Origin of the sequence: Longimicrobium sp. (assembly GCA_036389795.1) — a bacterium.
GTDB lineage: Bacteria > Gemmatimonadota > Gemmatimonadetes > Longimicrobiales > Longimicrobiaceae > Longimicrobium.
On record DASVWD010000209.1, the window covers coordinates 1 to 11,722 of the forward strand.

General features: G+C 72.9%; 10 protein-coding genes. All 10 read right to left on the reverse strand.

The genetic code is table 11. The features are described 5' to 3' along the window. Positions 1-213 precede the first annotated feature (213 nt). A complete protein-coding gene (gene holA, locus VF746_24800; protein HEX8695657.1) occupies positions 214-1,230 on the reverse strand; it encodes a DNA polymerase III subunit delta in 1,017 nt (338 codons plus the stop codon). A gap of 23 nt (positions 1,231-1,253) precedes the next feature. Further along, positions 1,254-1,826 carry a zf-HC2 domain-containing protein gene (locus VF746_24805; GenBank protein ID HEX8695658.1) on the reverse strand — a complete coding sequence of 191 codons (573 nt, stop codon included), beginning with the start codon at positions 1,824-1,826 and terminating at the stop codon, positions 1,254-1,256. A 254-nt stretch (positions 1,827-2,080) separates the two neighbouring features. Continuing rightward, positions 2,081-2,710: a sigma-70 family RNA polymerase sigma factor gene (locus VF746_24810; protein HEX8695659.1), complete on the reverse strand. Its 630-nt coding sequence runs from the start codon at positions 2,708-2,710 to the stop codon at positions 2,081-2,083. 271 nt (positions 2,711-2,981) lie between these two features. After that, positions 2,982-3,557 carry an NUDIX hydrolase gene (locus VF746_24815; GenBank protein HEX8695660.1) on the reverse strand — a complete coding sequence of 192 codons (576 nt, stop codon included), beginning with the start codon at positions 3,555-3,557 and terminating at the stop codon, positions 2,982-2,984. A gap of 320 nt (positions 3,558-3,877) precedes the next feature. Further along, positions 3,878-5,287 carry a pitrilysin family protein gene (locus VF746_24820; GenBank protein ID HEX8695661.1) on the reverse strand — a complete coding sequence of 470 codons (1,410 nt, stop codon included), beginning with the start codon at positions 5,285-5,287 and terminating at the stop codon, positions 3,878-3,880. Beyond that, entirely contained in the window at positions 5,284-6,573 is a 1,290-nt protein-coding gene (locus tag VF746_24825; protein ID HEX8695662.1) for a pitrilysin family protein, read from the reverse strand. The genes VF746_24820 and VF746_24825 overlap by 4 nt, the downstream gene beginning before the upstream one ends. A gap of 108 nt (positions 6,574-6,681) precedes the next feature. Further along, the gene (locus VF746_24830; GenBank protein HEX8695663.1) at positions 6,682-7,413 is read right to left on the reverse strand and encodes a YdcF family protein; all 732 of its coding nucleotides are present in this window, start codon (positions 7,411-7,413) and stop codon (positions 6,682-6,684) included. 9 nt (positions 7,414-7,422) lie between these two features. Beyond that, on the reverse strand, positions 7,423-8,307 hold the full coding sequence (locus tag VF746_24835; GenBank protein HEX8695664.1) for a tetratricopeptide repeat protein: 885 nt from the start codon (positions 8,305-8,307) through the stop codon (positions 7,423-7,425). A 253-nt stretch (positions 8,308-8,560) separates the two neighbouring features. Beyond that, on the reverse strand, positions 8,561-8,983 hold the full coding sequence (locus VF746_24840) for a hypothetical protein (GenBank protein ID HEX8695665.1): 423 nt from the start codon (positions 8,981-8,983) through the stop codon (positions 8,561-8,563). A 642-nt stretch (positions 8,984-9,625) separates the two neighbouring features. Further along, positions 9,626-10,807, reverse strand: coding sequence for an aminotransferase class I/II-fold pyridoxal phosphate-dependent enzyme (locus tag VF746_24845; protein ID HEX8695666.1), 1,182 nt, complete (start codon positions 10,805-10,807; stop codon positions 9,626-9,628). Positions 10,808-11,722 lie beyond the last annotated feature (915 nt).

Genomic DNA, 11,722 nt, shown 5'->3' on the forward strand with positions numbered 1-11,722 from the left:
GGGGCGAGGCATGCCTCGCCCGCTGCCAGTTGCAACGTCAAAGTTCGTCGAAGCGGGCCGGGCATGTCGCCGCGTGATGGCCTTCGGCCATCCGGGCGAGGCATGCCTCGCCCCTACGGGAACTTCGATCGCGAATACCGAAGCAGATCGTCAATCAGCATCAATCCGCCGTATACCGACCGCGAACCCGATCCGCCGTGCCCGATCCGCCGTCTACGCCGCGCTCCGCTCCGGCTTGATCGCCCACAACCGCAGGAGCAGCTCCTCGATCGCCTGGCGGTCGTTCAACGAGGCGGACTTGAGCAGGCGGTCGGTGCGCAGCAGCTCGGCCAGCGCGGCGTCCACCTCGGGGAGCGTCCAGCGGCGCGCCTGGGGGACGATGCGCCGCGCCATCCAGCGCTGGAAGGGCTTCAGCTCGCGCTCCAGCGCCCCCTGCCCGCCGGCGACGACCAGAGCCACCTTGAGGAGCTGCCCCGTCATCCCGATCACCAGCCCCACCCCGTTCTCCCCCTGCTCCAGCAGCACGGGGAGCGCGGCCAGCGCCTCGCCGATCCGCCGCTCGGCCACCAGGTCGAACCAGGCCCAGCGGTCCTGCCGCGGGATGGAGCCGCCCACGGCCTTCACGTCCTCCACCGTGAGCCGCTTCCGGTCGCCCGCGTAGGCCGCCAGCTTCCTGAGCTCCGAGGCGAGCATCCCCAGTTCCACCCCCATGGCGGAGACGATCGCGCGCGCCGCGTCGGCGTCCAGCTCCAGGCCGTGGGCGGAGCGCGCCTCCTCCATCAGCCACCCCGGCGCGTCGTCGGGCGAGAGCGGCGCGAACTCCACCGAGGTCGCCAGCCGCTTCAGGTCCTCGTAGAACTTCGCCTTGGACTGCGCGGGGATGGCGGCCGAGAGGACGAGGATCAGACCGGGCGGGGGCTGCTTCGCCGCCGCCTCCACCACCTCGCGCGCCTTCTGCGAGAGCCCCTGCGCCTCGCGGACGACCACCACGCGCCACTCGGCCATCATCGGCGGCGTGGCCAGGATCGAGGCCAGGTCCTCGGCCGCCACGTCGGCGCCGCGCAGCTGGTCCAGGTTGAAGTCGCGCGTCGACTCGTCCAGGTACGCGGCGAGCACCGCGGCCACGGCCTCCTCGCGGAAGTGGTCCTCGTCGCCGTGGAAGAAGAACGCACCCCCCGGGACCCGGTCCCGGAGAGTGCGCCTGAGCTGGTCGTGGGAGATCTGTGGCACGCGCGGAGTTCGTCGCGGACGCGTCAGTCGGCCGGCGCCTGGGCGCCGGGGACGAACACCGCGAGCTGGCCCGTCACGGGGCCCTGCGCGCGGAACACCACGTCGTGGTACGGCATCTCCTGCACCGCCACCCCGATCTGCGCCAGCCGCGAGGTGAGCCCGGTGGCCTCCTGGTGCAGCGGGCTCGCCACCAGGCGGCGCACCAGCGTCTGCCGCGGCGTCTCGGCCGCCACCGCGGGGAGGCGGCCCGGGAGCCGCTCGCGGGGCTGCATCAGCGGCACCCACGCGAAGAGGGCCACCGACGCCGCGATCGCCGCCGTGGCCACCACGGCGCCGGGGGTGCCGCGCCGGCGCTCGCGCGCGAGCTCCAGGTCTTCGGTGTAGATGCGGTGCCGCAGCCGGTCCGCGAAGTCCTCCGAGACCTCGATCTCGGGGAGGTCGCGCAGGACGTCGGCGCCGCCGCGCACCACGCGGTCGTACCGGGCGCAGGAGGCGCACGCCTCGGCGTGCTCCTCGAACGCCTCGCGCTCGGCCCACGAGACCTCTCCGTCCCGGTAGGCCGAGTACTCCGCGAGGAACTTCTGGCAGTCCATCATGGCCTGGTGTCGCACCCGCTGGGGGAAGGTGCCGGCCCGCCCGGGCCGGAAGACGCTGCGTTGTACGCGCCTCCCTCCGGGGAGTTCCCGACCGTGTATACAGGACCCGCGCGGGCGTGAGCGGCGCTCACGGGAAGCACGTCCACGATGCGGGCGCGCGCGCCGGAACGCAAGCGGGGCGGGCCGTGTCGTTCGGCCCGCCCCGCGGTCTCGTTCGGACGAAGTGTCGTCTCCCACCACTCTCCCGCGAAAGATCAGTCCAGCAGCGGCGCGATGATGCGCGCGAAGGAGTTGCGCGCCCGGTTCAGGCGGCTCTTCACCGTGCCCAGGTTGGTGTCGGTGATCTCGGCGATCTCCTCGTACGTCTTCCCCTCCATCTCGCGCAGCAGGAAGACGGTGCGGTGGTGCTCGGGGAGCTGGTCCACCGCGGCGTCCACCATGCTCTTGAGCGCGCGCTTGCGGAAGAGGTCGTCGGGGCGGTAGGTGTTGTCCTCCCACTCCAGCGGCCGCGTGTCGGCGTCGCGGTTCTTCAGGATCGTCTGGAACAGCACCAGCGGGTTGCGCGAGCGGTTGCGCAGCTCGTTCTTGGCCAGGTTCGACGCGATCGTGTAGACCCAGGTCGAGAACTTCTTGGTCTGGTCGAACCGGTGCAGGTGCCGGTAGACGCGGATGAAGGTCTCCTGCACCAGGTCCTCCGCGCGCTCGCGGTCGCCCGTGGTGCGGTAGACGAAGTTCAGGAGCCGGTTCTGGTAGCGCTCCACCAGCTCGTCGAACGCGCGGCGGTTGCCGTCCAGGAAGGCGGCCACCACCTGGCTGTCGTCGAGGTGCTTCAGCGCGGCGCCCCTGCGTGGCGCGGCGCGGTCGTTGGCGAGGACTTCGAACATCGGGAACCCCCTTCTAGGGAACCACCTGGTTGGCGGGCTGCGGGGCGTCGGGGAAGGCAGGGTGCGTACCGGGCTTCTCCGCCGGCCTCCGGCCCGCCCGAAATCCGTTCCCGCCACTGGCGTTTCGGCGCTGCGGCCGCCCGGGGCCGCCCGGGCCGGGTGTCCACCGGATGGGACGCCGCGCGTGGGCCGAGGACACACCCCGGCGTGTCGCGGCGACACTCCGTCAGCGGGTAGAACGCGTTGCCCGGCACTGGTCTGACGAAGCGGCTTACATCCCAAACACGAACCCGGCGGCGTAGAGCAGCGTGCAGATCGACTTGCCGTCGGTGATCTCGCCGTCCCGCACCATGCCGAGCGCCTCGGAGAGCGGCAGCGTCACCAGCTCCATGAACTCGTCGGCGTCGTACGAGGTCTGGCCCCGGGAAAGATTCGTGGCCAGGTAGAGCCGGATCCGCTCGTCGGTGAAGCCGGGGGTGGTCCAGATGCTGGTGAGGAAGCGCAGCTCCCCCGCCACCAGCCCCGCCTCCTCGAGCAGCTCGCGCCGCGCGACCTCCTCCCACGGCTCGCCCTCGCGGTCGGGGCGCCCGGCGGGGACCTCGTACAGCCAGCCGCCCGCCGCGTAGCGGTACTGCTTCACCAGCAGGATCACCGGGTCGTCGCCGTCCGGGTCGGAGAGCACCGGGAGGACGGCCGCGGCTCCGGAGTGGCGGATCATCTCCAGCTCTCCCACCGAGCCGTCGGGATAGCGCACGGTGTCGATCCCCAGGTCGACCACCCGCCCCCTGTGCACCGGCCGCCGGGAGACCAGTCCTGGCCCCTCCGGCGGCGTCCGCTCGTCGCTCATGTCAACTTGTTCGTGTTGGAAGATGCGCCCGCGCCCGCCCGCCTTCAACCGGTGCGGACGCACGCTAACTCAACCCTAATCCCGGCTTACGGATTCCTCACGCGGAGCTTCATACCTGGCTCTCCGATGCGTTTCCGGCTCCAAATGAAACTGCCGGACTCACACGGAGGACACGGAGGACACGGAGGAACAGCAGGCACGATGAAGTTCTCTGTGCCCTCCGTGTCCTCTGTGTGAGGCTTGTAGTTTTCCGGAATTGCATCACGCGAGAGCCAGCGGAGAGCGGAAGGCCCTCCGTCGACTCGGTGCGGGGGCCTGGTTCACCCCAGCGTGGCCGGGTCGACGACCTCGACGGGGCCGACGTCCAGCTCCTCCAGCGGGCCGCGGATCTTCGCCGCGTCGCCGGCGACGACCACCGCGGCGCGCTCGGGCCAGAGGCGGCGCCGGGCGGCCTCCAGCACGTCGTCCGCGGTCACGGCCAGGATGCCGTCGCGGTAGTGCTCGTAGTAGTCGTCGGGGAGGCCGTAGGTGAAGAGCGAGGAGAGCTTCGACGCCACGCCGTCGGTGGTCTGCAGCCCCAGCGGGAAGACGCCCGCCAGGAAGCTGCGCGCGTCGTCCAGCTCCGCCTGGCTCACCGGCGCCTCGCGCATCTCGCGCAGCTCGCGCAGCATCTCCGAGACGGAGTGCGCCGTCACCTCCGTCTGCACGGCGGTGGACATGCTGAAGGTGCCGGGCGCGCGCCGCGAGGCGAACGCCGACGAGGCGCCGTAGGTGTAGCCCAGCCGCTCGCGCAGGTTCAGGTTGAGCCGCGACGAGAAGGTGCCGCCCAGGATGGCGTTCATCACCGAGGCCGCGAAGTAGTCGGGCGCGGTGCGCTCGATGCCGACGTGCGCCACGCGGATCTCGCTCTGCACCGACCCCGGCCGGTCGGCGATCGCGATCGTCGTCCGCTCCAGCCGCGGGCGCACGTCGGGGGCGGCCTCGGGGGGCGGCGCTCCCGCCCAGTCGCCCAGGAAGCGCTCGGCCAGCTCGCACGCCTCGTCGAGCGAGAGGTCGCCCGCGGCCACCAGCGCGGCGCCTTGCGGCAGGTAGCGCGCGGCGTGGAACGCCTCCACGTCGCCGCGCCCGATCGCGCGCACGGTCTCCTCCAGCCCGCCCAGCGCCCGGGCGAACGCGGTGCCGGGGGCGAAGATCCAGCGGTTGGCCACCTCGTCGGCCAGCGACGAGGGGGTGGCGCGGCGCTGGGTGATGGTGGCCAGGCGCTCGTCGCGCAGCCGCTCCACCTCGGCCTGCGGGAAGGTGGGGCGGCGCACCAGGTCGGCCAGCACCTCGAACCCGGCGGCCGCGCGCGCCCGGAGCGCCGTGAAGCCGCACTGGGCGGTGTCCCACGAGACCCCCGCGTCGAGCGAGAGCCCCAGCCCGTCCACGGCCTCGGCGATCTCGGCGGCGCTGCGCCCCCCCGCGCCCGACTCCAGCAGCCCCGCCGTGAGCCCCGCCACCCCGGCCCGCTCCGGCTCCTCGCCCAGCCCGCCGCCGGAGAGGAGCACCAGGTCGAAGGTGACCACGGGGAAGTTGCGCACCTCGGCCGCGAGCACCGTGAGCCCGTTGGCCAGGGCGCGGCGGTGGACGGCGGGGAAGTGGAAGGGGCGCAGCGGCCCCGGCCCGGGGACGCGGCCGCGGTCGAGCCCGGGGGCCTGGCCCGCGGCCGCCCCGGCGTTCCAGGCGCTCATGCGGCCTCCCGGAGGGTGGCGGCGGGGAGGTAGGTGAGCACCACGCGGTTGTCGCCGCCCAGGTACTCGCGCGCCAGGCGCCGCACGTCTTCGGCGGTGACGGCGCGGTAGCGGTCCAGCTCGGTGTTGATCAGGCCGGGGTCGTCGAAGTAGGTGGCCAGCATGGAGAGCTGGTCGGCGCGCTCGTTGACCTTCTGCAGCTCGAAGAGGTGGCGCGCCTCCAGCCCCGTCACCGCGCGCTCCAGCTCGGCCGGGTCGGGCCCGCCGCCGGCGATCCGCTCCACCTCGTCCAGGACGGCCCGCTCCAGCGCCGCCGCGTCGCCCCCGGCGGGGACGTTGCCGCGCACCACCAGCGCCGAGGAGCCCGTCACCACCGGGTAGACGAACGAGCCCACGCCGCGCGCCAGCCGCCGCTCGCGCACCAGGTCGCGGTAGAGCCGCGCCGACTTCCCCCCGGCCAGGAGCTCCGAGAGCACGTCGGCCGCGTAGTAGTCGGCGCTGCCGTAGGGGGGGATGCGCCACGCCAGGTAGACGCGGGGGAGCGGCACGCTCCCCTCCACCGTCTGGCGGACCTCGCGCCCCAGCTTGAACGGCTCCAGCGTCGGCCTCCCCGGGAGCGGGGGGACCGCGGGGCCGCGCGGGATCGGGCCGAACCAGCGCTCGACCAGGCGGCGCGCCTCGGCGGGGTCGAAGTCGCCGCAGAGGGTGAGCACCGCGTTGTTGGGCGCGTAGAAGGTCTCGAAGAAGGCCCGCACGTCGTCCAGGCTGGCCTGGTCCAGGTCGGCCATGCTCCCGATCACCGAGTGGTGGTACGGGTGGTCGGGGGGCCAGAGCAGGGCCTGCAGGCGCTCGTCCCAGTCGCCGTAGGGCTGGTTGTCCACCCGCTGGCGGCGCTCGTTCTTCACCACGTCGCGCTGGTTGTCGAGCTTCTCCTGGGTGAGCGCGGGGACGAAGAAGCCCATGCGGTCCGACTCCAGCCAGAGCACCAGCTCCAGCCGGTCGGAGGGGACGGTGTCGTAGTAGTTGGTGCGGTCCAGCCAGGTGGAGGCGTTCAGGCTGCCGCCCACCCGCTCCACGTGCGCGATGTGGGCGTTCTCGGCCACGTGCCGGGTGCCCTGGAACATCATGTGCTCGAAGAGGTGCGCCAGCCCCGTGCGCCCCTCGCGCTCGTTGCGGCTCCCCACGTCGTACCAGATGTTCAGCGCCACCACGGGCGTGGTGTGGTCTTCCGAGAAGATCACCCGGAGCCCGTTCTCCAGCGTGAAGCGCTCGATCGGGATCTGCATCCGTCGGATAGTCCTTTAGTCCTTAGTCTTTTAGTCCTTAGTCCTCAGTCCCGCGCCCACTAAAGCACTAAGGACTAAGCACTAAGGACTTCGCACTTCGCACCGCCGTCAGATCGCCTCGATCAGCGCCAGCGGCAGCCCGAAGCTCTCGCGCACCAGCATCTTGCGCTCCTCGCCGCGGTTGCGGGAGATCGGGCTGGTGGGCGTGGGCGAGGTGTAGCCGGTGATCCCCGCGCGCCACGCCAGCAGCTTGAGCCGCAGCATGTGGAACGGGTCGCTCACCAGCACCGCGTCTTCCATCTCCCGCTCCTTCATCATCGACGCCACCGCGCGCATCGACTGCACCGTGGTGAGCCCGGTGGTCTCCACCAGGATCGCCCTGGCGGGGACGCCCTGGCGCACGGCGTAGCGCTTGGAGACCGTGGCCTCGCTCACGGTGTCGCCCGGGCCCACGCCGCCGGTCATGATCACCGTCCTGGCCAGGCCGCGGCGGTAGAGGTCGATGGCGTGGTCCAGCCGCGCCTTCAGCACCGGCGAGGGGCGGCCGTCGTACTGGGCCGCGCCCAGCACCACGATGGCGTCCGCCTCGCGCGCCTGGTCGCGGCGGCCCCACAGGTGGATGGCCACCACCAGCAGCACCCAGCCGGCCGCCAGCAGGAGCGCCAGGCGCAGGAGCCCGCGCACCAGGCGCACGGCCAGCGGCGCGCGCGGCCTCCGCTCCCCCGGTCCCGGAGAGGGCGGGGGCGGCGGAGGCGGCGGCGCCTCGCCGTAGAGCAGCGTCCGGTCGTCGTCGGGCGGCGGAGGCGGCGGCAGGGGGCGCGAGCGGCGGAAGAGGGGCACGGCCGGGCGTCAGGCGCGCTGGTGGAGCCGCTCGCGCAGCAGCGAGGGGCCGAGCTGCTCGCGCAGGAACTCGGCGGCGGCTTCGGGGCCCTCCTCGACCGCGCCCTCCACCTCGCCGACCAGCTCGGCGTCGGGCGGCTCGGCGGCCTGCTCGGCGCGGGCGAGGGCGGCCCACGCCTCGTCTTCCCACCCCTGCGCGGCCGAGGCGAGCGCGGCGAGGAGCTGCAGCTCCACGTCGTCGGGGCGCTCCCCGGCGGAGCGGTGGAGCTGCTCGGCGCCCTCCTCGGGGCGGCCGGCCTCCAGCAGCGCCAGGCCGTGGAGCCCGCGCAGCCACGGCTCCTCCACGCGCGAGAGCGCCTCCTCCAGCTCGCCGATCCCCTCCTCGGGGACGCCGGCCAGGAGGAGCGCCACGCCCAGCTCGGCGCGGATGGCGGCGTCGTCCGGGGCCAGGTCGCGCGCGGCGCGCAGCTCGGCCAGCGCCTCGCCGAAGAGCCCCTCGCGCGCCAGGTACGCCCCGTACGCCGAGCGCGCGAAGGGGAAGTCGGGGGCGGTGAGCGCGGCCAGCCGCAGCGCGCTCTCGGCCTCGGGGTCGTCGAAGGCGGAGACGCCGGTGCCGGCGGCCGCCAGCACGAACGGGTCCCGGGGCGCCTGCGCCAGGCAGCGCCGGAAGAAGTCGTACGCCTCGCCCTCGCTCCCCAGCCGCTCCGAGGCGATCCCCAGCCAGCAGAGGAGCAGCGCGTCGTCGGCGTGCTCGTCCAGCGCGTCCAGCAGCAGCGCGTGCGCCTCGTCCCAGCGCTCCTCGGCGCCCAGCGACTCGGCCTCGGCCACCAGCTCCTCGACCGCGCCCGCGCCGTCCGCGCCGGCGCCGTTCCCGCCCGCTTCGTCCTTCGCCATCGCTCGCGTTCTCGGGGTACGCCGCCGCCCAACGCAAGCGCCGTGCGACCGCGGGCGACCCGCGTCACAGTGGACACCCGCGTGGCGGCGGAGCGGTCAACATACGGAGCCGGCGCGGACGCCGCGAGGGCGCGCCGGAGCGCGAGGAGCCGGGCCGCGCCCGTGGGCGCGGCCCGGCTCCCCGGCCACGGGGGGCGCGGACCTCCCCGGGGCGGTGCTCCCCCGGCCGGCTCCCGCCGGCCGCGGGCGGCGCTCACGACCGCTGCACGACCTCGGTGGCGGTGAACGGGAAGCGGCCGCTGCTGTCGGTGAAGCGGGTGAACCGGAACACCTCCAGGCGGTTGGTCCCCACGGGGCGGAGCACCAGGATCGTCTCGGAGAAGCCGGTCTGGAACCTCACCGTGACCGCCCGCGCCGTGCCGACGGGGTTGGAGCCGACGCTGGGGCCGTAGGCGATCCCGGGCTGCGTTCCCCAGTCGCAGGGCGTGGGGGTGCACGCGCCGAAGGCGCGCACGGTCACGGCGGTGCCGGCGGCGGCGATCCGCAGCCGCACGATCCCGCTGGTGCCGGAGTTGACGTTGACCCAGTTGCCGGTGAACCGGGTGAGCTGGGCCGCCGCCGGGACGGCGGCGAGCACGAGCAGGACGGCGGCGAGCGCGAGAGTGCGTTTCATCATGATGGCCTCCGGAATGAAGAGTGGAGAAAAGCTCGCACGCGCATGGCTGGAGAAGCGCGGAAGGAGGCGCCCGGAGCTGCGGCGCCGGCGCGCGTGCGCCCTTCGTCCAGGGCAAGCGGCGTACCCCGGGCGGCGGCGGCCCTCGCCGGGACGCGCAAGCACCCTTCCGCCCAGGGGATGCGGCCGGTCCGGGCCGGCAGATGCGTGGGCGCCGGCGCCGCCGGAACCGGGGCGCGGCAGGGGCAGGTGAGACATCGATGGGGAAAAGGGCGCCCCGGCGCGGGTCCGGTGGCTGCCAGCCGGCAAGAGGACGAAAGAGCCGACCCGGCGAGGGATCATCCCCACGGGGCGGAGACGGCGCGGTGTCGGTGGGCGGTTGCGTGAGGGATGCGCGCCCGACAGGGCCGGGACCCGGGCGTGCCGGGGGTTTGGCACGACCGGGGCCCGGCGCCGTTGGGCCACGTTGTTTGTGGCCCTACGGCGCGCGCAGCCCGGCCCGGAGCGCAGCGCAGGGACACGCCCGGAACCGAAGTGCGAAGTGCGAGGTGCGAGGTGCGAAGCGCGTCGGCTGCAAACGAAGCGGAGCCGCCCCGGGGGACGGCTCCGCTCGCGCTTCTCCGGGACCCGTGGAGGGACGGACGGCTAGATGACGGCCATGGCGCGGCCGACGGTGGCGAAGGCCTCCAGCACGGCGTCGATGTGGTCGTCGGTGTGGGTGGCCATCAGCGAGATGCGCAGCCGGCACTGGCTCTCGGGCACGGCCGGCGGCATCACCGGGTTGGTGAACACGCCCGCGTCGAAGAGCGCCTTCCACATCACGAAGGTGTCCAGCATCTCCCCGATCACCACCGGGATGATCGGCGTCTCGCTGGTGCCGATGTCGTAGCCGAGTTCCCTGAGCCCCTCGTGCATGCGCCGGGTGAGCCGCCAGAGGTTCTCGCGCCGCTCGGGCTCCTGGCGCATCACCTCGATGGCGGCCAGCACGGTGGCCACCGAGGCCGGGGGCATGCTGGCGCTGAAGATGAGCGAGCGGGCGTGGTGCCGCAGGTAGTGCAGGATCGGCTCGGGGCCGGCCACGAAGCCGCCGATGGAGGCGAAGCTCTTGGAGAAGGTGCCCATGGTGAGGAGCACCTTGTCGGCGAGCCCGAAGTGCGACGCGGTGCCGGCGCCGTCGTGGCCCAGCACGCCGATGGAGTGCGCGTCGTCGACCATCAGCTCGGCGCCGTACTTCTCGCAGAGCGCCACCAGCCCGGGGAGGTCGACGATGTCGCCTTCCATGGAGAAGACGCCGTCGGTGACCACCAGCTTGTGCGCGCTCCCCGGCACGGCCGAGAGCTGCCGCTCCAGCGCCGCCAGGTCGCCGTGCGGGTAGCGGTGCACGGTGCCGTACACCAGGCTGGCGCCGTCGACGATGCTGGCGTGGTTCAGCTTGTCGAGGAAGAGGTGGTCGCTGCGCCCCACCAGGGTGGCGATCACGCCCAGATTGGTCTGGTAGCCGGTGCTGAAGACCAGGGCGGCCTCGGTGCCCATCAGCGAGGCCAGCTCGACCTCCAGCTGCTCGTGCAGGTCCAGCGTGCCGTTCAGGAAGCGGCTGCCGGTGCACCCGGTGCCGTAGCGGTACAGCGCCTCGCGCGCCTTCTCCAGCACGTACGGGTGGTGGGTGAGCCCCAGGTAGTTGTTGGAGCCCACCATGATCTTCCGCTCGCCCCGGATCACCACCTCGGTGTCGTGCGAGGCCTCGATCGGGATGAAGTACGGATAGAACCCGGCGGACTGGACCTCACGGGCGCGCGTGTAGCGGCTGCACTTCTCCAGTAGACCCATCGCTCCTCCGGGGAGTGCCCGCGCTCGCACGGGCGGGGGGTGATGCCGTCCGGCCCCGCCGGCAGAAAAGCCGGCCGCCGTCCCGTGTCCCTCTCGTCTTTCTCCGGCCGCCGGGCGCGGGGAGCGCCCGGCGAGCGCGCACGCTCTACCCCCGCGCGCTCCCGTTCGTTGCGGCGTCGGTCCAGCCGGCCCGGGCCGCGCGGGGCGCGCCGGGGCCGAACCGCAGCCGGGGAACGGGAGGAACGGTGGCAGCTTCCAACGGGTTCGCGCGGGAGATGTGGACGAGTGGGAATGAGCGAGACGAGCCGTCCGCGCGGTTGGTCGCGCGGGGGGAACGAGGCTCGGGTTGTGGTCCGTCTGGACCGGAAGGTACTCCGCCGCGTGCGGATCGCGCAAGTGCCTGCGCGCGTGGGACGAAGGCGCGCGGACGCCCCGCCCCGGGGCCCCCTCCGCCGCCCCCGACGCGCTTCTTTCGTTTCCGGACGCTTTGTCTGTTTGCCCCAAAATGCAGCATGGCCCCGCGCGTGTCAAGCACTTCGTGCGCCGCCGACGGGCCGCCGCGCCTCGCACCTCACTCCGGGGCCTCTGCGACGCGCGCCGCGTTCCCATTGCGCCGTAGCGATTTCCTCCACCAACTGCAACCCACCGGGCGAGCTTCGTCCGGGGATCGGCTCGGGATGTCTCACGCAGAGCAGCAGAGCCAGCAGAGAACGACGACGCCCGTCCGCTGCTACGATCTGCAGAGGATCGCTCGGGATCAAGATCCATGACTGGATGTCTCATACCATTTCGCAGGGAATCGTTCGGGTATCAGCCCTGAAAAGGTCTCACACAGAGGGCACAGAGAACACAGAGGAACAGCGGAGAGATTGAAGTTCTCTCCGTGTCCTCCGTGTCCTCTGTGTGATGCCAATC

Coding starts and splice junctions, on each gene's coding strand:
- VF746_24805 (HEX8695658.1), bottom strand. CDS start 1,826: ATGATGGACTGCCAGAAGTTCCTCGCGGAGTACTCGGCCTACCGGGAC.
- VF746_24810 (HEX8695659.1), bottom strand. CDS start 2,710: ATGTTCGAAGTCCTCGCCAACGACCGCGCCGCGCCACGCAGGGGCGCC.
- VF746_24815 (HEX8695660.1), bottom strand. CDS start 3,557: ATGAGCGACGAGCGGACGCCGCCGGAGGGGCCAGGACTGGTCTCCCGG.
- VF746_24820 (HEX8695661.1), bottom strand. CDS start 5,287: ATGAGCGCCTGGAACGCCGGGGCGGCCGCGGGCCAGGCCCCCGGGCTC.
- VF746_24825 (HEX8695662.1), bottom strand. CDS start 6,573: ATGCAGATCCCGATCGAGCGCTTCACGCTGGAGAACGGGCTCCGGGTG.
- VF746_24835 (HEX8695664.1), bottom strand. CDS start 8,307: ATGGCGAAGGACGAAGCGGGCGGGAACGGCGCCGGCGCGGACGGCGCG.
- VF746_24840 (HEX8695665.1), bottom strand. CDS start 8,983: ATGATGAAACGCACTCTCGCGCTCGCCGCCGTCCTGCTCGTGCTCGCC.
- VF746_24845 (HEX8695666.1), bottom strand. CDS start 10,807: ATGGGTCTACTGGAGAAGTGCAGCCGCTACACGCGCGCCCGTGAGGTC.